17 protein-coding genes are annotated in these 20,755 nt (G+C 71.0%); 7 read left to right on the top strand and 10 right to left on the bottom strand.

Annotation, left to right across the window (positions count from 1 at the left end):
- The first annotated feature begins 221 nt into the window (after window positions 1-221).
- Window positions 222-530 carry a hypothetical protein gene (locus HL658_RS00085; protein ID WP_180279866.1) on the top strand — a complete coding sequence of 103 codons (309 nt, stop codon included), beginning with the start codon at window positions 222-224 and terminating at the stop codon, window positions 528-530.
- Between the two features lie 9 nt (window positions 531-539).
- On the opposite strand, the gene HL658_RS00080 is transcribed toward HL658_RS00085, so the two are convergent.
- Window positions 540-1,469, bottom strand: a complete 930-nt coding sequence (locus HL658_RS00080) for a CAP domain-containing protein (protein WP_180279865.1) — start codon at window positions 1,467-1,469, stop codon at window positions 540-542.
- Window positions 1,466-2,611, bottom strand: a complete 1,146-nt coding sequence (locus tag HL658_RS00075; RefSeq protein WP_246337207.1) for a PQQ-dependent sugar dehydrogenase — start codon at window positions 2,609-2,611, stop codon at window positions 1,466-1,468. The genes HL658_RS00080 and HL658_RS00075 overlap by 4 nt, the downstream gene beginning before the upstream one ends.
- Before the next feature lie 408 nt (window positions 2,612-3,019).
- On the opposite strand from HL658_RS00075, the gene coxB reads away from it, so the two are divergent.
- From coxB to HL658_RS00045, 6 genes are all read left to right on the top strand, one after another.
- The gene (gene coxB, locus HL658_RS00070; protein ID WP_246337206.1) at window positions 3,020-4,042 is read left to right on the top strand and encodes a cytochrome c oxidase subunit II; all 1,023 of its coding nucleotides are present in this window, start codon (window positions 3,020-3,022) and stop codon (window positions 4,040-4,042) included.
- Window positions 4,039-6,597, top strand: a complete 2,559-nt coding sequence (ctaD, locus tag HL658_RS00065; RefSeq protein ID WP_180279863.1) for a cytochrome c oxidase subunit I — start codon at window positions 4,039-4,041, stop codon at window positions 6,595-6,597. Before coxB ends, ctaD begins: the two co-directional genes overlap by 4 nt.
- 8 nt (window positions 6,598-6,605) lie before the next feature.
- Entirely contained in the window at window positions 6,606-6,968 is a 363-nt protein-coding gene (locus HL658_RS00060; protein ID WP_180279862.1) for a hypothetical protein, read from the top strand.
- 93 nt (window positions 6,969-7,061) lie between these two features.
- On the top strand, window positions 7,062-8,555 hold the full coding sequence (locus HL658_RS00055) for an ATPase domain-containing protein (RefSeq protein WP_343054960.1): 1,494 nt from the start codon (window positions 7,062-7,064) through the stop codon (window positions 8,553-8,555).
- A 9-nt stretch (window positions 8,556-8,564) separates the two neighbouring features.
- Complete coding sequence (locus HL658_RS00050) at window positions 8,565-10,229, top strand: response regulator (RefSeq protein ID WP_180279861.1); 1,665 nt, start codon at window positions 8,565-8,567, stop codon at window positions 10,227-10,229.
- Window positions 10,230-10,365: 136 nt separating this feature from the next.
- Window positions 10,366-11,304, top strand: a complete 939-nt coding sequence (locus tag HL658_RS00045) for a lipid kinase (protein ID WP_180279860.1) — start codon at window positions 10,366-10,368, stop codon at window positions 11,302-11,304.
- Between the two features lie 19 nt (window positions 11,305-11,323).
- Here HL658_RS00045 and HL658_RS00040 read toward each other — a convergent pair whose 3' ends face one another.
- The 8 genes from HL658_RS00040 to HL658_RS00005 form a co-directional block, all read right to left on the bottom strand.
- Window positions 11,324-12,649 carry a TRAP transporter large permease gene (locus tag HL658_RS00040; RefSeq protein ID WP_180279859.1) on the bottom strand — a complete coding sequence of 442 codons (1,326 nt, stop codon included), beginning with the start codon at window positions 12,647-12,649 and terminating at the stop codon, window positions 11,324-11,326.
- Complete coding sequence (locus HL658_RS00035; protein ID WP_343054959.1) at window positions 12,636-13,217, bottom strand: TRAP transporter small permease subunit; 582 nt, start codon at window positions 13,215-13,217, stop codon at window positions 12,636-12,638. Before HL658_RS00035 ends, HL658_RS00040 begins: the two co-directional genes overlap by 14 nt.
- Before the next feature lie 2 nt (window positions 13,218-13,219).
- Window positions 13,220-14,323, bottom strand: a complete 1,104-nt coding sequence (locus tag HL658_RS00030; RefSeq protein WP_180279858.1) for a TRAP transporter substrate-binding protein — start codon at window positions 14,321-14,323, stop codon at window positions 13,220-13,222.
- Between the two features lie 168 nt (window positions 14,324-14,491).
- Window positions 14,492-16,072: a phospholipase D-like domain-containing protein gene (locus HL658_RS00025; protein WP_180279857.1), complete on the bottom strand. Its 1,581-nt coding sequence runs from the start codon at window positions 16,070-16,072 to the stop codon at window positions 14,492-14,494.
- Window positions 16,073-16,306: 234 nt separating this feature from the next.
- Entirely contained in the window at window positions 16,307-17,452 is a 1,146-nt protein-coding gene (locus HL658_RS00020; RefSeq protein ID WP_180279856.1) for a peptidoglycan-binding domain-containing protein, read from the bottom strand.
- 133 nt (window positions 17,453-17,585) lie between these two features.
- Window positions 17,586-18,281, bottom strand: coding sequence for a YopT-type cysteine protease domain-containing protein (locus tag HL658_RS00015; RefSeq protein ID WP_180279855.1), 696 nt, complete (start codon window positions 18,279-18,281; stop codon window positions 17,586-17,588).
- Window positions 18,282-18,394: 113 nt separating this feature from the next.
- Window positions 18,395-20,500, bottom strand: a complete 2,106-nt coding sequence (locus HL658_RS00010) for a SpoIIE family protein phosphatase (RefSeq protein ID WP_180279854.1) — start codon at window positions 20,498-20,500, stop codon at window positions 18,395-18,397.
- The coding region (locus HL658_RS00005) for a hypothetical protein (protein WP_211109630.1) at window positions 20,500-20,755 on the bottom strand (256 nt) is incomplete at its 5' end. The genes HL658_RS00005 and HL658_RS00010, both read right to left, overlap by 1 nt.

Raw genomic sequence — 20,755 nt, 5'->3', positions numbered from 1 at the left:
GAGCGGTGCTGTGAAGAGCGCGCGGTGACGGCGGACGCCGCGTGGCCGGCGGGCCGGGACGGCTTCGTGGCCGTCGCCGGCGCCTATCTCTTCGGATCCATGCCGGGGGTTTTGCCGGAAACGGTTTGCCCGGAATTCCGGTTCATCATGCGGACCGCCATACCCCGCGGCTTCGTCACCGCCGGCCGGAGGTCGCCCACAGCCGACAGGAGCCACCAACCATGACCATTCCCCGCATCGCCATCCTCGGCCTGCTCGCCGCCACCGTCACCGCCGCCGGACCGGCGATGGCGCAGACGCAGATTCCCGTCTGCGGCACCCAGGAGCAGCTGGAACAGCTCATCCGCGACCAGGGGCGGATCATCCCCGACGGCTGCCGCAAGGTCAGCATCACCGCGGTGGAAAGCCAGTCCGGCCCGCTGTGCGCGATCGACACCGCCGCCAGCGATCCGGGCATCATCGGCTCCCTCCGGCAGGCGGCGACGGACACCCGCTGGTGGACCGCCTGCGAGAACCTCCGCCCGCGCTGACGCCCCGGCTCAACCGCCGCCCAGCGTCATCAGCGCCGTCTTCCGGCCGTCGCCGCGGGCGGCCAGCGCGAAGCCGGCGTGGGTGAGGCCGCGGTCGAGCAGCGTGCCACGCTGCTGGCCCGCCTTCAGCCATTGCTCGACGAAGAAGCGCACGTCGGCGTCGGTCGGCCGTGTCCCGCAGCCGCCGCATCGACCGGCGACGCTGGCGACGCGGCGCCAGCGGGTGCGCGCGTCGGTCGGCAAATGGTCGAAGGGGGAGGCGATGGCGTCGGAACCGCCCTCCGGTCCGGCCGCCAGCGCCGCCCGCCCCGCCTCGGCCAGCGCGGGAGCGCCGGCCAGCGGCGGCACACCCGCGTCCCTGCGCGCGCGGTTGACGAGGTCGAGCGCCAGCCGCTGGCTGTCCTCCGCATCCAGGGCGCGCTCCGGCCCGCCCTCCCCGGCCCCGCGGGAGGAGCCGGGGCCGGCGAAGGTCTGCACCGCGTAGAGGCGTCCGCCGCCGCCGGCGATGCCGAAGCCGAACCGCTCGATGCCCGGCGCCAGGATGTTGCGCCGGTGGCCGGGGCTGTCCATCCACCCCTGCTGCAGCCGCTCGACCCGCGCCTCGTCGGGCGGCAACGGGCAGCCCTCGCACAGGGCGATGTTCTCCGCCACCAGCCGCACCCCGCTGCCGCCCGCCGCCAGGAAGCGGTCGCGCACCGTCCCGCCCTCCGGCGATGTGTGGCTGTAGTAGTCGCGGCGCAGCATGTCCTCCGCATGGCGCTGCGCCGCCTCGTCCAGCGCGGTGCCGGGTTCGAGCCGCGCCTGCCCGTTGCTCGCACGGTCGCGGTTCACCAGCTCCAGCGCCCTGACCCGCAGCCGCTCCAGCGCGGCCTGGTCCATCGCCGGCGCCGCGGTCGCGGTCAGGCACAGCAGCAGCATCGCCGACAGCACCACCCTCATCGTGACGATCCTTCCGCCCTTGGTTGCGCGCCGAGGCGCAGGACCCGCCCGTCCTCCGCGTCGGTCAGGACGTAGACCGCGCCGTCCGCGGCCACCGCCACGTCGCGGATGCGGGCGTCGAGCGGGATGCGCTCCTCGTCGGTCACCGCCCCGTCCGCGATCGTCAGCCGGACGATCCCCTTCGAGGACAGGCCGCCGACCAGGGCGCTGCCCGTCCAGGCCGGGAACTGGTCGCCACCATAGAACACCATGCCCGAGGGGGAAATCACCGGCGTCCAATGCCGCACCGCGTCGGCGAATTCAGGCCGGGTGGGCGGGTCGGGGATGTCGCGGCCGTCGTAATGCCGGCCCCAGCTCACCAGCGGCCAGCCATGATTGCGTCCCGCCTCCGGACGGTTCAGCTCGTCGCCGCCGCGCGGGCCCATCTCCGCCACCCACAGGTTGCCGGTGGCCGGGTCGATGGCCGCCGCCTCGATGTTGCGGTGGCCGTAGGACCAGATCTCCGGCCGGGCGCCGGACCGGTTGGCGAAGGGATTGCCGTCCGGCACCGAGCCGTCCGGCCGGATGCGGACGATGGTGCCGAGATGGTCGGAGAGGTCCTGCGCCGGGTCGAATTTGAAACGCTCGCCCATGGTGAGGAACAGGGTGCCGTCGGGCGCGAAGACGATGCGCCCGCCGAAATGGTTCGGGCCGGCCAGCTTGGGCTGCTGCCGGAAGATCACCTCGAAGCCCTCGATCCGGTCGTCGGCCAGCCGGCCGCGGCCGAGCGCCGTGGAGGCGCCGCCCTCCCCCGGTTCCGCGAAGGACAGGTAGACCGTGCGGTTGGTTCGGAAATCGGGGTCCAACGCGACGTCGAGCAGGCCGCCCTGCCCCTCGGCGAACACCTCCGGCGTGCCGCCCAGCGGGTCGGACAGCGAGCCGTCCATGCCGACGATGCGCAGCCGCCCAGGCCGCTCGGTCACCAGCAGGCGCCCGTCGGGCAGCACGTCGACCGCCCAGGGGTGGACCAGCCCGCCGGCCAGCGTGGTCACCACGACCATGCCCGCGGCGGTGTCCACGCTGTCCGGCTGCGCCTGGACGCACGCCACGGGAAACACCGCCGCCGTCACGGCAACGGCCATCGTCGCGATCACGCGCGCCATCATCCTGCTCCCGGTCCTGTCGATTGCCTTCCCTGCAAACTGCCGGGGAGGGAGGCGGTTCCGGCGGGATACGGCGCCGGGGGATGCAGCAGCACCGGCAGGTCCGCCACCGCCTCGCCCCCGTGGGCGAGGTCGGCGAGGAACCGCAGCGCGATGTTGAACAAATCGGTGCCGAACAGGTCGCCCGCCGCCGTCTCTTGGCGCCGTAGCCGCAGCGCCGAGACGAAAACGACATCGGTTGTTCCGGTCCTGTCCAGTGGGCATCGCGCCCCGGCAACCGGGGGTGCCGGCGACGGTTGCGGAAATTGTCGGGAAACCGCCGGCCCTTTCCGGCGTTAGCCAGGGGACGACGCGAAAACAGCCGCGCCGCCGCTTCGGCTGCGCGCGGTCACGGGATGGGAGGCCACCTTGCCGACACGGCGTACCGGACGACCGCGCACGCCGCCGAGGTGGCCGCGACTGGACGGGGGGCTGGCGCTCGCGGCCGTCCTCCTGCTCGCCGCCTGCGAGGGGCGCCAGTCGGCGCTCGACCCCGGCGCGGCCAACGCGCGCGACATCCTGGTCACCACCTGGGTGCTGTTCGTCGGAGGAACGGTCATCTTCGTCGGCGTCATGGCGCTCGCCGTCTGGGCGGTGGTCGCGAGCCCCGAACGCTTTCCCGGCGCGCGGTCCTGGGTGATCGGCGGCGGCATCGTCTTCCCCGTGGTGACGCTGACGGTACTGCAGGTGCACGAGTTCGGGCTGGCCCGCCGGCTGGTGACGCTGGCCGCCGACCCCGCGCTGACCGTCGAGGTGACCGGCCACATGTGGTGGTGGGACGTGCGGTACCGGGAACCGGGGGGCGGGCCGCTGCGCTCCGCCAACGAGATCGTGATCCCCGCCGGCCGGCCGGTGGAGTTCCGGGTGGACAGCGCCGACGTCATCCACAGCTTCTGGATGCCCAGCCTCGCCGGCAAGATCGACATGATCCCCGGCCGGGTGAACCGGCTGTCGATCGTGGCGGAGCGGCCGGGCGTCTACCGCGGCCAGTGCGCCGAATACTGCGGTGCGCAGCACGCGCTGATGGCCTTCGACGTGATCGTGATGGAGCCGGAGCGCTTCGACGCGTGGCTGGCCGACCAGCGCCGGCCGGCGCCCGATCCCGCCGAGCCCGAACTGGCGCGCGGGCGCGACGCCTTCTTCGCCTTCGGCTGCCAATCCTGCCACGCGGTGCGCGGCACCCCGGCGGTCAGCCGCATCGGCCCGGACCTGACCCATGTCGGCGGCCGGCTGTCGATCGGTGCCGGCAGCTTCGCCACCAACGTCGGCTCGCTGGCCGGCTGGATCGCCAGCGCCCAGCACCTGAAGCCGGAGAACCGCATGCCGTCCTTCGACGTGATGGACGGGGAGACCCTGCGCGCCATGGCCGCCTGGCTGGAGAGCCTGAAATGACCCCACCCGACCAGCACGCGGCACCCTCCATAGGTCCACTGCCCAGCCCCCTGCCCAGCCCATTGCCGCGCCCGCCGGAGGAGCTCCGGGCGTTGCGGCGGGTGTGGCGGATGCCGAAGGGGATCGCCGTCCTCACCGAGGTGAACAACAACCTGATCGGCTGCCTGTACATCGGCACGGCGCTGCTGTTCTTCGTGATCTCCGGGCTGCTGGCGCTCGCCATGCGCGCGCAGCTCGCACTGCCCGAGAACGACCTGCTCGACCACGGCACCTACAACCAGTTCTTCACCGTGCACGGCACCGGCATGATGTTCCTGTTCGCCGTGCCGATCGTGGAGGCGATCGGCGTCTACCTGATCCCGGCGATGCTGGCCGCCCGCGACCTGCCCTTTCCGCGGCTGTCGGCCTTCGCCTTCTGGGCCTATTTCTTCGGCGGCACCTTCTTCTTCTGCTCGCTGATCTTCGACGCGGCCCCCGACGGCGGCTGGTTCATGTACCCGCCGCTGACCAGCTTCGAGTTCTCCCCCGGCATCAACGCCGATTTCTGGCTGCTCGGCATCGGCTTCATCGAGATTTCCGCCATCGCCGGGGCCATCGAGATCATCGTCGGCATCCTGCGCACCCGCCCGCCGGGCATGACGCTGGACAAGCTGCCGATCTTCTGCTGGTCGATGCTCGTGATGGCGGGGATGATCGTCTTCGCCTTCCCCGCGGTGATCGTGGCGACGCTGCTGCTGGAGCTGGAGCGCGTCTTCCAGTGGCCCTTCTTCATCGCCGAACTGGGCGGCGACGCGCTGTTGTGGCAGCACCTGTTCTGGTTCTTCGGGCATCCGGAGGTCTACATCATCTTCCTGCCGGCGGCGGGGCTGGTGTCGATGATGGTGCCGACGCTGGCCCAGCGGCCGCTGATCGGCCACAACCTGGTGGTGCTGGCGCTGGTGGGCACCGGCTTCTTCAGCTTCGGGCTGTGGGTGCACCACATGTTCACCACCGGCATCCCGCAGCTTTCGCTGAGCTTCTTCTCCGCCGCCAGCATGGCGGTGGCGGTGCCCAGCGGCATCCAGGTCTTCGCCTGGATCGCCACCCTGGGCAAGGGCCGGGTGCGGTGGATCGTGCCCACCTGGTTCATGATGGGCTTCCTGTTCATCTTCGTGCTGGGCGGGCTGACCGGGGTCATGGTGGCCGTCGTGCCCTTCGACTGGCAGGTGCACGACAGCTACTTCATCGTGGCGCACCTGCATTATGTGCTGATCGGCGGCATGGTGTTCCCGCTGTTCGCCACCCTCTACTACTGGTGGCCGACGCTCAACGGCACGATGCTGTCGGAGCGTCTGGGGCGCTGGGCCTTCTGGCTGATGTTCGGCGGCTTCAACATCGCCTTCTTCCCCATGCACATCGCCGGCCTGCTGGGCATGCCGCGGCGCGTCTACACCTACCCCGGCGACCTCGGCTGGAACGCGCTGAACATGGTGTCCACCGTGGGAGCCTTCATCCTGGCCGCCGGCGTGGCCATCGTGCTGCTGGACATGGCGCGCAACGCGCTGGGCCGCGGCCGGCCCACCGGCGACAACCCCTGGAACGCCGGCACGCTGGATTGGATCCCCAACGACAACTACGCCACCCGCAGCATCCCGCGCGTCACCAGCCTGTACCCGCTGTGGGACCAGCCGGGCCTGTCGCGGCAGGTGCAGGAGGGCGGGCACTACCTGCCCGGCGCGCCCACCGGCCGCCGCGAGACCATCATCACCAGCCCGATCGAGGCGAAGCCGCAATATCTGATGCCGATGCCGGGGCCGCACTGGGGGCATGTGCTGGCCGGCCTGTTCACCGCGCTGCACTTCATGTGCCTGACCGTGCAGTGGTACTGGCTGTCGCTGGTTCCGGCGGTGCTGGCGATCGCCATGGTGATGTGGTGGCTGTGGGGCCTCGACCTGGGGGAGGACGCGCCGCCGCAGGACATCGGCGGCGGCCAGCGCGTGCCGGTCTATGTGCAGGGGGCGTCCAACCATTCCTGGTGGGGGATGGTGGTGCTGCTGCTGGTGGACGGCACCGCCTTCACCTGCATCGTCTTCGCCTATCTCTTCCTGTGGACGGTCAGCCCGGACGTCTGGCCGGCGGATTCCGGCGCCCTGCCGGGGCTGGAATGGTACGCCGGCGGCGTGGCGCTGTGGGTGGCGGCGGCGCTGGCGCTGCGCTGGGCCAGCGGGTCGCTGCGCCGCAACCGCCGTGCCGGCCTGCTGGCCGGGCTGGCGGCGACGCTGCTGCTGATGGTCGGCGGGATCGTGACGGACGCCTGGGCGCAGATCGACAGCGGGCTGGTCGGCGCCGCCAGCGCCTATGGCGCCATCACCTACATGCTGGTGGCGTGGCAGGGCTTCCACGTCGCGGTCATGCTGCTGATGATCGGCTACACGCTGGCCCGCACGGTCTGCGGGCTGGTCCACGCGGAACGCCGCGTGACCTTCGACAACATCGCGCTGATGGGCTGGTACACCGCCGCGCAGGGCGTCCTCGCCCTGTCGGTGGTGCATCTGTTCCCGCGCTTCCTGGCGTGAGGCCGGCCATGGCGACGCGCAACTTCCCGACCACCTTCACCGCGATGATGGCGCCCTTCCTGATCTGGGCCGGGCATTTCGGGCTGGTCTACGCCGTCAACGGCATCGCCTGCGAACGCGGTCTCGACGGGGCGCGCCTGCTGGGCTTCCCCGCGGTGCCCTTCCTCGTCGTCGTCGCGACGGTGGTCGCACTGCTGGTCACCGGCTGGATCCTGCTCCGCTGCGTCACCGGCGGCGGCCCGGCCGAGCATGTCGGCAGCCAGGACCCGCGGGAGTTCGCCCGCTGGTTCACCGGGGCCGGCGCCGCCTCCAGCCTGCTCGCCATCCTGTGGGTCGGCCTTCCGGCCCTGCTGGTGCCGGCCTGCGGGTAGGGGCGCAGCGGGGCACCCGCGCGCGTCACAGTGCCGTGGGACATTTCGCGGTCTGGAGCGTTTGCCTCAAGGTCAACGGCTTTGGAGGCGCCCGTGCCCGAACCCCATCCCGCCGAGAAGATCCGCACCGGCATTCCCGAATTCGACATGATCCTGCGCGGCGGCTTTCCGAGGGAACGGCTTCATCTGCTGGAGGGCGCCCCCGGCACGGGCAAGACGACCATCGCCCTGCAGTTCCTGCTGCACGGGCGCCGGGACGGGCGGCGCGGGCTCTACGTCACCCTGTCGGAGACCACGACCGAGCTGCGCACCTCCGCGGCAAACCATGGCTGGTCGCTGGACGGCATCGGGCTGTTCGAGCTGGTGCCGCTGGAGGCCCGGCTCGACCGGCAGCAGAGCGTGCTCTACCCCTCCGAGGTCGAACTGGGCGAGACGATGCGGCTGATCACCGAACGCATCGAGGCCGACGACCCCGAGCTGGTGGTGATCGACAGCCTGTCGGAGCTGCGCCTGCTGGCCCAGGACCAGCTCGCCTACCGCCGCCAGATCCTGGCGCTGAAGCAGTTCCTGCACGGGCGTCGCTGCACCGCGCTGGTGCTGGACGACCTGACCGGGCCGAACGGTGTGCGGGAGCTGCACAGCCTGATGCACAGCGTCGTCTCGCTGGAGCAGATCGAACGCTCCTACGGGGCCGCGCGCCGTCGCCTGCGCATCGCCAAGATGCGGGGTGCCGAGTACCAGAGCGGCTGGCACGACTTCGCCATCACCCCCGGCAATGTCCTGATCTTCCCCAGCCTGATCGCCGGGGAGCACCAGCCCGACTTCGACCCCGGCACCGTGTCCAGCGGCCTGCCCGCCCTCGACGAGCTGTTGGGTGGCGGGCTCACCCGCGGCACCACGACCATGCTTCTGGGTCCCTCCGGTGCCGGAAAATCGTCGGTGGCGCTGCAATATGTGGGCGCCGCCATGGAGCGTGGCGAGCGCGCCGCGGTCTTCTCCTTCGACGAGACCTTCGAGACGCTGGTGCAGCGCAGCGCCGCACTCGGCGTCGATGTGGCCGACGCGGTGGAATCCGGGCGGCTCGGCTGGGAACGCCCCAACCCGTCGCGCCTGTCGCCGGGAGAGTTCGTCTGGCAGGTCCGCCGGCAGGTGGAGGAGCTGGGGGCCCGGGTGGTGGTGATCGACAGCCTGAACTCCTACCTCGCCGCCATGCCGGAGGAGACGGCGCTCATCCTGCAAATGCACGAGCTTCTGACCTATCTCAACAATCAGGGGGTGGTCACCGTCCTGATCCTGGCCCAGCAGGGGATCGTCGGCAACGTCCAGAACCCCATCGACCTGTCCTTCATGAGCGACACCGTCGTGCTGCTCCGATTCTTCGAGGCGGACGGCGAGGTGCGCAAGGCGATCTCCGTCGTCAAGAAGCGCACCGGCGTGCACGAGCTGTCGATCCGCGAGTTCCGGCTGTTTCCCGAAGGCATGCAGGTCGGCCCGCGGCTGATGGATTTCCGCGGCGTCCTGACCGGTGTCCCCTCCTTCGACGGATCGCGGGACGCGCTGTTGGGCGGCCGGAACGAGGCGGGTTGACCAGCCGGCATGTCCGCCCCCCTGCTGGTCCTGTCGCCCGAAGGGCGGGATGCCGAGGTCATCGGGCTCGTCCTTGCCGAGGTCGGCCTCTCCACCCGCACCTGCACGGACATGCGGTCGCTGTGCGCGATCCTGTCCGACGACGCGACGGCCCTGATCCTGTCCGAAAGCGCGCTCGCCGCCGGGACGGATTCCTTGTCCGCCAGTCTGGAGGCGCAGCCGCCCTGGTCGGACATACCGGTCATCATCCTCACCGCGCGCGGATCCCGTGTCGGAACGCGGGAGCGCCGGGATCTGCTGCGCGCGCTCGGCAACGTCACTCTGCTCGACCGCCCGCTGCACGCCGAGGCGTTGCAGAGCGCGGCACTCGCCGCGGCACGGGCGCGGCGGCGGCAGCACCGCACCCGCAGCCACCTCGCCACCATCGAGGAGACCAACCGCCTGCTGGAACAGCGGGTGGAGGAGCGGACGCAGGCCCTGCGGGCCGAGGTGGTGGAGCGCCGCAAGACGGAGGAGCAGCTCCGCCACGCCCAGAAGATGGAGGCGATCGGCCAGCTCACCGGCGGCATCGCGCACGACTTCAACAACCTGTTGCAGGCCATGCTCGGCAACCTCGACCTGCTGAAGATCAGGCTTGGCGCCGAGACCCGGTTGCAGCGCCATGTCGACATGGCGATCACCGCCGGGGAACGCGCGGCCACCCTCACCCAGCGGCTGCTGGCCTTCGCGCGGCGCCAGCCCCTGTCGCCTCAGCCGCTCGACCTCAACGCGCTGGTCACCACCATGACCGGGCTGGTGCGGCGCTCGGTCGGCGAATCCATCCGTGTCGAGCTTTCGCTGGCCGACGGGCTCGGCCGCACGCTGGCCGACGCCAACCAGGTGGAGAACGCGCTGCTCAACCTCGTCATCAACGCCCGCGACGCCATGCCGGACGGCGGCACGCTGCGCATCGAGACGGCGAACGTCGCCTTGCGCGGCGGTCCCGGCCAGGGCGAGGCCGAGGGTGTGTCCCCCGGCCGCTACGTCCGCCTGCGGGTGGTGGACAGCGGCACCGGCATGCCGGCCGATGTCCGCGAACGCGCCTTCGAGCCGTTCTTCACCACCAAGCCGATCGGCCAGGGCACCGGGCTGGGTCTCAGCCAGATCTATGGCTTCGCCCGCCAGTCGGGCGGCCTTGCCACCATCCGGTCGGAGCCCGGCCGCGGCACCGCGGTGTCGCTCCACCTGCCGCTGGTGGAGGAGGACGGGGCCGCCGAGCCGGGGCCGGCGGAGATCAAGCCGGAGATGACGGCCGCCGGCGATGCCGGCACGATCCTGGTGGTCGAGGACGAGGCTCTCGTGCTGATGCTGTGGGTGGCGGCGCTGGAATCGGAGGGGCACCGCGTGCTCCAGGCACCGGACCCGCCGTCCGCCCTGGAGACGCTGCGCAGCGACGCGGCCATCGACCTGCTGGTGAGCGACGTCGGGTTGCCCGGCATGACCGGGCCGGAGCTGGCGGAGGAGGCGCGGCGCCTGCGGCCCGGCCTGAAGGTGCTGTTCGTCACCGGCTACGCCCACCACGCCGCCCTCGACCCCGCGGATTTCGCCGCCGGCACCCGGATGCTGGGCAAACCGGTGGCGCTGGAGGCGCTGCTGGCCGAGGTCCGGAGCATGCTGGACGACGGCGCCTCTTGATCCCGACAGCCTCCTCACCGAAATACACCGCGTCGCGTGGTGCGCCGCAAGGCGGCGAACGGCGTTTACCGCAACAGCCGCCGCGACACCGGACCACAGCGACCCCAGACCGCCGCGGCGCCGCCACGGAGACCGCATGCCCGCCATTTCCCCCGATCCACAGCCGGACACCACCGCACGGCCGTCAACGCGGCGGCGCGCCCTCCTGATCGTCAACGGCAAGGCGCGCCAGGGGCAGAGCGCGCTGGACAGCGTGCTGGAGGCCTGCGAGGCGGCCGGCGTGACCGTCGAGCGCGCCGAGTGCGGCCGGCGGGAGGAGCTGGGTGAGGCGATCCGCGCCAGCGCCGGCAGCGTCGACCTGGCGATCATCGGCGGCGGCGACGGCACGCTGAACGCCGCCGCCGGGGCGCTGGCGGAGACCGGGCTGCCGCTGGCCATCCTGCCGCTGGGCACCGCCAACGACCTCGCCCGCACGCTGGGCATCCCGTTGGACATCGAGGAGGCGGCGCGCGTCGCCGTCACCGGCCGGATCCGCCGGATCGACCTGGGCGAGGTCAACGGGGTGCCCTTCTTCAACGTCGCCAGCATCGGGCTCTCGGTCGAGCTGGCGCGCGAGCTGACCCGCGACATGAAACGCCGCTGGGGCACGCTGGGCTACGCCATCGCCGCGGCGCGCGTGATGAAGCGCATGGCGCCGATGCGCGCCCGCATCCGCATCGACGGGGTGGCGCACCGGGTGAAGGCGGTGCAGATCGGCGTCGGCAACGGCCGCCACTACGGCGGCGGCATGACGGTGGACGAGGGGGCGTCGGTCGATGACGGGCGGCTCAACGTCTACAGCATGGACCTGCGGGGCTGGTGGGAATGGCCCCTGCTCTACCCCTCCTTCCGGGCGGGGCGGCAGGGGCGCTGGAAGAACGTCCACACCTGGACCTGCACGGAGGCCGAGATCGTCACCCGCCGGCCCCGCCCGGTCAACACCGACGGCGAGCTGACCACCCACACGCCGGCCCGCTTCCGCCTGCTGCGCCGGGCGGTGGCGGTGGTGTGCCCGGCGGAGGAGGCGGAGGGGTGACCACGGCGCCGGCGCTGCCCTACCAGCCGATGGCGCGCGGCAGCCAGGTGGCGAGGTCCGGGTAGAGGAAGATCACCGCCACGGCGGCGAGCTGGAGCAGGATGAAGGGCACCACCCCCTTGTAGATGTCGAGCGTCGCCACCTCCGGCGGCGCCACGCCGCGCAGGTAGAACAGCGCCCAGCCGAAGGGCGGCGTCAGGAAGGAGGTCTGGAGGATCACCGCGATCAGGGTGGCCGTCCACACCGGATCGACGTTGCCGGCCTGGAGCACCGGCAGGAACATCGGCACCACGATGTAGCTGATCTCGATCCACTCGATGAAGAAGCCGAGCACGAAGATCAGCGCGATCATGAACAGGATGACCCCGTCCACCCCGCCCGGCACCAGGGCGAAGGCGTCCTGCACCAGCTTCTCGCCGTGCAGCCCGCGGAAGGCCAGCGCGAACACCTGCGAGCAGATCAGCACGAACATCATCGCCGCGGTGATGCGGGCGGTGGAATGCACCGTCTGCACCAGCGTGCCCCAGCTCAGCCGGCCGGCGATGGCGGCCACCAGGATGCTGCCGATGGCGCCCATGGACGCGGCCTCCGTCGGCGCCGCCACGCCGCCGATGATGGAGCCCAGCACCGCCAGCACCAGCGCCACCGGCGGCAGGCCCACCTTCAGCACCTTCTCCAGCAGGACGCGGCGCGGCAGGGCGCGCCGCTCCTCGATCGGGATGGGGGGCACCATGTCCGGGCGCAGCACGCCCAGCAGAAGCATCGCCGCGCAGAAGATGCCGGCCAGCAGCAGCCCCGGCACCACGGCGGCGGCGAACAGGGTGCCCACCGACTGGCCCATGATGTCGGCCAGCAGGATCAGGATGGTGCTGGGCGGGATGAGCTGGCCCAGCGTTCCCGCCGCGCAGATGGTGCCGCAGGCCAGCCGCTTGTCGTAGCCGCGGCGCAGCAGCGTCGGCAGGGTCAGCAGCCCCAGCGTCACGATGGTGGCGCCGACGATGCCGGTGGTCGCCCCCATCAGCACGCCGACCAGGATGATGCCGAGCCCCATGCCGCCGCGCAGGCTGCCGGAGACGTGGCCGATCACCTCCATCAGCTCGTCGGCGATGCGCGACTTCTCCAGCATCACGCCCATGAAGACGAAGAGCGGGATGGCGATCAGCGTGTAGTTCGCCGTCACCCCGTAGATGCGCGCCGGCAGCAGATTGAACAGCAGCGAGCCGAAGCCCAGCCAGCCGAACACGAAGCCGCTGACCGCCAGCGTCAGCGCCACCGGGATGCCGATCGCCAGCATGGCGAAGAAGGACAGGATGCAGCCGATCGCCAGGATCTCATTGAGCGGCATGGCGCCCCTCCCCTTCCCGGCCGGTGCCGGCGGGCGGCAGAAGCGGCACGATGGCGCGCAGCACGGAGGCCAGGCTGTGCACGCCGAGGATGGCGAAGCCGGCCGGGATCATCGCCTTGAGGATCCAGCGGTGGGTCAGCCCGCCAGGGTCCGAGCTGCTCTCGCCGATGCTGTAGCTCTGCATCACGTAGGGGATCGACAGCTTGACCACCAGCACGCAGAGCGCCAGCGCGAACAGGCAGGAGACCAGCTCGATCACCTGCTGCGCCCGCGGCGCCATCCGGCCGTACAGGATGTCCACCCGCACATGCCCGTCGTGGCGGATGGCGTAGCCGATGCACAGCAGAGCCAGCGGCGACATCAGGTGCCATTCCAGCTCCTGCATCGCCACCGATCCCGTGCGGAACGCGTAGCGCAGCAGCACGTTGCCGGCCATCACCAGCACCAGCGCCAGCCCGCTCCAGGAGGCGGCGCGGCCGAACGCGTCGACCACCCGGTCGAGCGCCCCCGCCGTCGCGGTGAGGGCCTCCGCGACGGAGGCCCCCGGTTCACGGTTCCGATCCGGCACGGTCACGCCCCGAGCTGGCCGCGGATCTGCGCCTGGTACACGGCCTCCGAGATGCCGGCCCAGCTGTCGTGCTTGGCCTTGAAGGCCATGAAGCTGTCGTGGACCTTCTTGACCAGCGGGTCCTTGGCCGCGGCGTCGGCCAGCACCTGCCTGGTGGCGTCGCGCAGCTTGGGCAGGATGCTGGCGGGCAGCGGCTGGGCGATGACGCCGTTGTTCTTCACCAGATCCTCCAGCGCCTCGGCGTTGGTCGCCTCGCACCAGGTCTGGCTGATGGTGTTGCAGGCTGCGGCCGCGGTGCGCACGATCTCCTTCAGGTCGTCGGGCAGCGAGGCCCAGGCGGCCTTGTTGATGATCAGTTCGGTGACCGTCGAGGTCTCGTGCCAGCCGGTGGTGTAGTAGTATTTGGCCGCCTTGTGCAGGCCGAGCCGGCGGTCCTGGTAGGGGCCGACGAACTCCGCCGCGTCGATCACCCCGCGCTCCAGCGCCGGGAAGATCTCGCCGCCGGGCAGCAGCTTCACGTCCACGCCGAACTGGGCGAAGACCTTCCCGGCAAGGCCGGGGATGCGCATCTTCAGGCCCTTGAAGTCGTCGATGCTCTCGATCGGCTTGCGGAACCAGCCGGTCATCTGCACGCCCGTGTTGCCCATCGGCATGGGCACGAGGTTGAAGGGGGCGTAGACCTCCTCCCACAGCTTCTGACCGCCGCCGTGGTACAGCCACGCGGTCATGCCCTGGAAGTTCAGCCCGAAGGGCACGGCGGTAAAGTATTGGGCGGCGAAGGTCTTGCCGGCCCAGAAATAGCTGTTGGCGGCGTTCATCTCGATGGTGCCGTTCGACACGGCGTCGAAGCCCTCCAGCGCCGGGATCAGCTCACCGGCGGCGAAATGCTGGATTTGCAGCCGCCCGCCCGACATGGTCTTGACCATCTCGATGAAGTGCGTGGGGCTGCCGGGTCCGGCCACATAGAAGGGCGAGCCGGGACCGTAGGCGTTGGTCATCTTCCATTGGAAGGTCTTCTGGGCGCGGGCGATGCTGGGTGCTGCGACGCTGCCGGCGGCGGCGGCGGTTCCGGCGACGGCGGCCGAGACGAACGAGCGGCGGTCCATGATCCGGTCTGCTCCTGATTGGGTACGGGTCGGAGCCGGTCGAATGCATGCTGTATGCCAACATACAATGCGCGCCGCTCCGTCACGTCCCCGCAGCGCCTTGCCCGGATTTCCGGCACCGCCCAACGGGTTGCTTCTTTTGTATGCGAAATTGTGGACAGCCGGCGGTCAGCGGCGCCGCACCCACCACCGGGCCGCCCACCGGGAGGCTGCGGCGACGCCGAGGCCGACCGCCACACCGGCGGCCAGCGGGCCGGCGCGGGACACCGCACCCTTGATCAGGTGGGCGACCCGCCGCTCCCGCTGCCGCGGTGATTCCGGGTTGAACGGATCCAGGTCGAGCAGTGCCGCCTCCGTCTCGCCGACCTCGCGCACCGCCAGGGGCCGCAGGCTGCGGCCCTGGTCGCGGCGCAGACGGTCGATGGCGGCGACCAGCGACCCGCCGGCCGTCGCGGCCTCCAGCTCCTCCGCCGGCACGTCCAGATGCTCGGCCAGGAGGCGGGTGCGGAAGCCGACGATGGCGGTGCGCAGCGCCGCCTCGTCCCGCTGCCCGGCGGCGTCGATGGCGACGTCGCACTCGGTGTCGAAACCCATCGAGCGGTTGTTGAGGTTGGAGGAGCCGACGCGCAGCAGCCGGTCGTCGATCACCATCACCTTGGCGTGCACATAGATCGGTGTGCCGGCGGCGTTCACCGGGTGGTAGATGCGGAACCGGTCGTGGCGGTCGGCCCGGCGCAGGGCGTTGACGATCCGGCAGCGTGCGGTGTCCATGCTCCAGGACTCCAGCCAGCCCTCCGCACTCTCCGGGTTGACGACGACGATCTCCGGCCCGTCCGGCTCCTCCAGCCGGCGGGCCAGCGCGTCGGCGATGGCCGACGACGACAGGTACTGGCTTTCCAGATAGATGGTGCGCCGGGCCGCGGCGATGGCGGCCAGATACAGCGCCTGGATCTCGCGGGCGCCGGGCTCGCGGCCATAGGCGGGTTCGGTGCGGGCGATGGCGATGTCGACGTCGCGCATGGAGACCGACGCCCCGCGCTCCGGCCATTCCACCCGGCGCAGCGGCACCGGGAGCAGGCGCCGGCCGCCGGCCAGCCGCCAGCGCCGCCGCGCCAGCTCGCCCAACGCCGCCGCCGCCTCGCCGTCGAACATGGCGGCGACGTCGTGGAAGGGGCCGTAGGCGGTGCCGTCCGGCTCCACCCGGCAGGGATCGGCCTCGCGGTGGTCCTGGGTATCCCAGCGGTCACGCGTCATGTCGATGCCGCCGCAGAAGGCGGCGCTGTCGTCCACCACCAGCAGCTTCTGGTGATGGCAGGCGTCGAGCGGGTGGCGGCTGTCCAGCCGGAAGCGGATGCGCCGCAGGGTCAGCCAGCGCATCGCCAGCAGCGGGATGATCTGCCGCGTGATCGTCTTCAACGCCGCCATGTCCCATTTCAGGATGTAGGCGCACAGCCCCGGCCGGCTGGTCACGAGATCCTGGACGAAGTCCCCCAGCCGGTCGGGCTGGCGGGCGTCCGGCCGGTCCGGCTCCAGCCGGATCTGCAGGTCGAAATCCCAGCCGATCATCATGATGCGCCGGCGCGCGGTCAGCATCACCGCCTTGGCCGCCGCGAAATAGTCCCGCGCATCGACGATCAGCGACACCCGGTCGGCGCGCGCGATGCGCCAGCAGGTCTCGCCGGGCACGAGGATGGGCCGCTCGGCGGGCGGGGCCGGGGCGGTGGGGCGCACGGGAAGGGAATCCGGCATGGCGCGGCGCTCCCTGGCTTCAGGGCGCCGTGGACGGCCGCGGGCGGGCCATGGCGCGGGCGGCGGTGGACCAGCCGCGATCCGCGGTTGCCGGAGTGCGTTGCATCGATGGGCTCCCTGCCGGACAGTGACGCTTCCGTCAACGTCCAGGACCGATCACGGTTCCAGCCGGAGCGGCGGCATCGTCCGCTCCCCTGGCGCCGGGGGCGGAGGGGATTCCGTGGTGGAGAGCGGTCAGAACTCGTATTCCAGCCCGATGCTGCCCTTGAGGAAGGGGGTGGCGCGGAGGTGGTGGTCCTCCGGGTCGCGGGCGGGGCCGAAGGTGACGATGGGGGCGGTGACGGTGGCACCGGGGCCAAGGCCGAGGACCAGATGCAGGCCGGGCTTCTCCGGCCGGCCGGTGACCTGGAGATCGAGCTGGATCTTGTGGGTCACCTCGCCTTCCAGACCGGCGGCGCGGCCTTCCCACATGGCGGCGAGGGAGAGTTCGGTGATGGCCTCCAGCACGCCGCGTTCACCGAGTTTCAGCGAACCGGCGGTCAACGCCACCGTGCCCTTGCCGGTGTAACCGACGGCCTCGCCGTCGGTCTCCGCCGACAGGCTGGCCCCGATGGTGAGGCCCTTCACGCGGTTCTTCAGCATCGGCCATTCCAGCGCGAACTCCACCTCCACCCCGTCGAACTTCGATTTCTTGGGGTCGATCTGATGGTTGGCGGCCGTCTTGAGGGTGATCGTGTACTCCCGCCCCTCCTCCGTCACCGGAAGCTGGCGGCGCGCCAGCGGCTGCGGCGGGACGGCGGCGATCACCACCGGCTGGCGCGGCACCGGCGGGGTCACCGGCCCGAGCAGGCCGCTCCAGTCCGGCTGGAACCAGGGGTTGACCGGCTTCAGCTCCGGCAGGGGCGGCTTGGGAAAGGGACGGTCCCACCAGGCCCGGAAGGCCGCCTGCTGGCGCGCCAGCTCGGCCAGCGCGGGGTTCAGCCACACGGCGAGGTCGGGATCGGGCCGGCGCAGGCCGGGCGTTCCGGGCGCCCCGACCAGGGCCGGGGTCCGGATCACGGCGGGAGCGGCGTTGAGCCGGGCGACGCCAAGCGCCGCGCGGCCCAGCGGCGTGAGAGGCGCGGCCAGGACCCGGCGGCGGCTGCGCTGAAAGCGCGCGCGCCCCGTCAGTTGCGCCCGCTCGAACAGCGTGTCGAGCGTGAGCGGGCCGACGATGCCGTCGGTCCGCAGCCCTTGGCGCTTCTGGTGGTCCATCACCCGTTTCAGGGTGAGCGGGCCGAAGATGCCGTCGCACACCAGCTTCGGCAGGAACTCGGTGACACGGTTCAGCGCGAACTGGAGCGCCACCACCTGGTTGCAGACCGCCCCCTGCTTGAGCATGGCACGCCCCGGCTGCCGCTTGGGAAGTCACGATGATGGCCGCACGCAACCGATCGGCGTCCAGGGCGGCAAAGGGGGTGGCGCCATCGGGCGCCGGTTCGCCGAAAATGCGGTGTGGGGACCGGCCGCCCGATCAGTTCGCAGCGACCGGGACGATGCAATAGAGCGACGGCTTGTGCGTCAACTTGTTGAAGTAACCCCGGAAGAAAGGTTTGATCTCCGACGCCGGCACCCGGTACTCACCGAGATTCGAGTCGAAGAAATACAGGTGGCTGCCGAATCCCCATTTTCCACCGGACTTGTAGCCGCAAGTGGCGTGGCCGCCCACCACGTCGTTGCGGTGCAGCAGCAGGAAGTACTGGTGGGTGCGATTGACCTGGCTGTTGATCTCGGTGAGGAAGGAGAAGGCGTTGTCGGAATCCGTGCCGATGTCGATGTTGCGTGTCCTCTCCTCCCCAACCACGGTGATCTCGGTGAGGGCGGCGGCGTCGCCAATCGAGGACACAGAGGCGGCCATCTTCGCCTTGTCCGGCAAGGGGGAGAATTCATTCCACATCTCGTGCGCCATCTGCGCCCGGTTGACCGCCTGCGTGTTGCGTTGCTCCAACACAAGTTGCATTTCCAAAGCATCCTGGATGCAACGATTGGTCGACAGGGCCGCCATTCGCTTCGCAGCACCCTCGCTCTTGAACCACTTGTGCCGACGTATCCACAGGATGGACAAGGCGAGGCAGTAGCCGTGCCGGAAGGACTTGTATTTCGGATCGGCGTTGTATTTCCCGATCAGAGCGCTCTGCTTGTAAGCCGCCGAAAGGTACTTGTCGATCATGGCCCTGCGCCGGAAGAAGGGAGCTTCCGATGGTTTTATTGGCGGCAACCGCGCGCTGGCAAGATCAAAGGTGGTAGCGGGGAAAACCGCCTGCGGTTGTTACACACCCAGGCTCACGCCTGAGCCTCCGCGGCGGCCAGCGCCGTCGCCGGCGCCGCGGCCGGGGCGTGCCAGTGGAGGACGAGGCCGGTGATGTCGTCGGACTGCTCGGCGCCGGTGGCGAAGGTCGCCACCGAGTCCATCATGCGGTCCAGGCCGGCGCGCGAGGTGGGGAGCGGGCCGTCGGCCAGGGTGTCGATCAGGCGCTGCTCGCCATACATCACGCCGGCGGCGTCGAACGCCTCCGACACGCCGTCGGTGAACATCACCACCACGTCGCCCGCGGCCAGCGTCACGCTCTTCTCGCCGTAGGGAAGGTCGGGGAAGGTGGCGAGTGCTATGCCCTGGGTGTTGGGCAGAGCCTCCACGGCGCCCGTTTCCGCCACGCGGTAGGGCGGGTTGTGGCCGGCGTTGCAGTAGGTGAAGACGCCGGTGTCCAGGTCGATCTCCCCGTAGAAGACGGTGACGAACATCATCTGCTCGTTCTCCGCCGCCAGCAGGTTGTTCAGCCGCCGCATGGTCTCGGCCGGGCCGGGGCTGGGGGTGCCGCCGGCGATGGCGCGCAGCATGGTGCGGGTGATCAGCATGAAGAAGGCGGCGGGGATGCCCTTGCCCGACACGTCGGCGATGGTCAGCGCCAGCTTGCGTTCGTTGATGAAGAAGAAGTCGTAGAAATCGCCGCCCACCTCCTTCGCCGGCATCATGCGGGCGCAGAGATCCAGCTCCGGCAGGTCGGGGAAATCCTGCGGCAGGATGGAGAGCTGCATGGTGCGGGCGATCTCCAGCTCCTGCTGCAGGCTGATCAGCCGGCGCTTGTCCTCCAGCGCCTCGCGCAGGTCGCGCACGAGGCCGGTGAGCTGCACCTGCTGCATGCTGACCCGCGTCGCCAGCCGCGAGAAGCCCAGCGCGATCAGGCCCAGCTCGTCGTTCACGCCCTTGGACTGGGCGGATTGCGGGTTCTGGGCGGCGGATTCGATCTGGTTCAGCTCGTCCAGCAGGGCCTGGCGCGCGTCGTCCTCCAGGGTCGAGGCGAGCTGCTCCATCTGGCGGCGGATGAAGCGCTGCTGACGGCGCAGGCGCCGCTCGCGCTGGCCGGCGGAGCGCTCGATCTCGCGCACCGCACCGTCGAACACGGTGACCGCACCGGCGATGCGGCCGATCTCGTCATTGCCCGACGGCAGCTCGACATAGCGCGCCGCCCCGCCCTTCGACAGATCGTGCAGCGCATCGACGGCGGTCTCCAGCGCTTCGAAATGGCGGCGCAGGAAGATGTAGAGCAGGGCCAGCGCGCCGATGACGATCAGCGCGATGCCGCCGCCATAGACCGCGTCCCACAGGCGGCGCTTGGTCACCGCCTCCGTCACCTCGGCGGCCAGCAGCAGGGTGGCGACGCGCCCGCCGGTGAGGTCGGCGATCGGCACGGCGGTCAGGGTGAAGTGCCGCCCGTCCTGGGAGAAGCCGGTCAGGCTGCGCGTGGTGCCGGCGAGCGGGCGGACAGCCGGCCACAGCGGGTCGGCCTGCCCGTAGATCGGGTTGCCGTTGCGGTCCACCGCGAAGATGCGCCCGCCGGCGATGCGGTGCAGCGCGTCCAGCGCCAGGGACAGCGGGCGCCCGGACACCAGCGCGCCGACGATGCGCCCCTTCGAATAGACGGGCAGGCTGCCGATCATCACGATCGTCCCGTCCTCCGTCGCGCGCGGCCCGCGCGGCGCCACGTCGCCTGCCAGAAGCTGGTCGATCTGCGCGCGCCCGACCAGCGGGCGCGGCTCGACATCGTTGCCCGTGCCGTAGAGCAGCTCGCCGTTGGAGCCGAACACGTTGAGGCGCGTCCGCCCGTCCGCCTCCGCCGGCCGCATCAGCGCCCACAGGAAGGACCGGTCGCTGCGCTCCAGCGCGCCGGCGAGGGCGTCGTCGGTCAGCACCGCCCCCAAGGGGCGCTGGATGCGGCCGGCGGCCTCGGCCACCGCCAGATCCCAGGCGGCCTCCAGCCGCTCCAGCTCCAGCTCGCGCAGGCGCGCCTCGCCGGCGCCGCGGCGCAGATCGGCCACCACCAGCAGCAGCGCCGACACCACCGCCACGGTGGCCAGCACGATCAGGATGATCCGGGTGCGCAGCAGCATCAGACCGACCCCTCACGCATGGTCAGGCGCACGGCCCACACCGCCGCCGCGAGCGCCAGCGCCGCCGCGGTCACCCCCTGCGCCGCGGTGTCGCCGAACAGCGGGTAGGCGGCCAGCCCGCCGGCCAGCGCCCCCAGAAGCAGGCTGAGCAGCAACCGGCCGCTGCGCCGCGCGCCGCTGACCCGCCGCGCCTTCAGCGCCGAGCCGGCGCCGAGCCCGGTGGCGGCGGCCACCGCCGGCAGCAGCCAGACGCCG

It is taken from the genome of Azospirillum oleiclasticum, assembly GCF_013423485.1.
Taxonomy (GTDB): Bacteria; Pseudomonadota; Alphaproteobacteria; order Azospirillales; family Azospirillaceae; genus Azospirillum; species Azospirillum oleiclasticum.
This window is presented reverse-complemented; position numbering and strand designations above follow the sequence as displayed.

Excerpts from the sequence above, each read along its gene's own strand:
- HL658_RS00085 (WP_180279866.1), top strand. The coding sequence starts at position 222 with ATGACCATTCCCCGCATCGCCATCCTCGGCCTGCTCGCCGCCACCGTC.
- HL658_RS00080 (WP_180279865.1), bottom strand. The coding sequence starts at position 1,469 with ATGAGGGTGGTGCTGTCGGCGATGCTGCTGCTGTGCCTGACCGCGACC.
- HL658_RS00075 (WP_246337207.1), bottom strand. The coding sequence starts at position 2,611 with ATGGCGCGCGTGATCGCGACGATGGCCGTTGCCGTGACGGCGGCGGTG.
- ctaD (WP_180279863.1), top strand. The coding sequence starts at position 4,039 with ATGACCCCACCCGACCAGCACGCGGCACCCTCCATAGGTCCACTGCCC.
- HL658_RS00060 (WP_180279862.1), top strand. The coding sequence starts at position 6,606 with ATGGCGACGCGCAACTTCCCGACCACCTTCACCGCGATGATGGCGCCC.
- HL658_RS00050 (WP_180279861.1), top strand. The coding sequence starts at position 8,565 with ATGTCCGCCCCCCTGCTGGTCCTGTCGCCCGAAGGGCGGGATGCCGAG.
- HL658_RS00045 (WP_180279860.1), top strand. The coding sequence starts at position 10,366 with ATGCCCGCCATTTCCCCCGATCCACAGCCGGACACCACCGCACGGCCG.
- HL658_RS00040 (WP_180279859.1), bottom strand. The coding sequence starts at position 12,649 with ATGCCGCTCAATGAGATCCTGGCGATCGGCTGCATCCTGTCCTTCTTC.
- HL658_RS00030 (WP_180279858.1), bottom strand. The coding sequence starts at position 14,323 with ATGGACCGCCGCTCGTTCGTCTCGGCCGCCGTCGCCGGAACCGCCGCC.
- HL658_RS00025 (WP_180279857.1), bottom strand. The coding sequence starts at position 16,072 with ATGCCGGATTCCCTTCCCGTGCGCCCCACCGCCCCGGCCCCGCCCGCC.
- HL658_RS00020 (WP_180279856.1), bottom strand. The coding sequence starts at position 17,452 with ATGCTCAAGCAGGGGGCGGTCTGCAACCAGGTGGTGGCGCTCCAGTTC.
- HL658_RS00015 (WP_180279855.1), bottom strand. The coding sequence starts at position 18,281 with ATGATCGACAAGTACCTTTCGGCGGCTTACAAGCAGAGCGCTCTGATC.
- HL658_RS00010 (WP_180279854.1), bottom strand. The coding sequence starts at position 20,500 with ATGCTGCTGCGCACCCGGATCATCCTGATCGTGCTGGCCACCGTGGCG.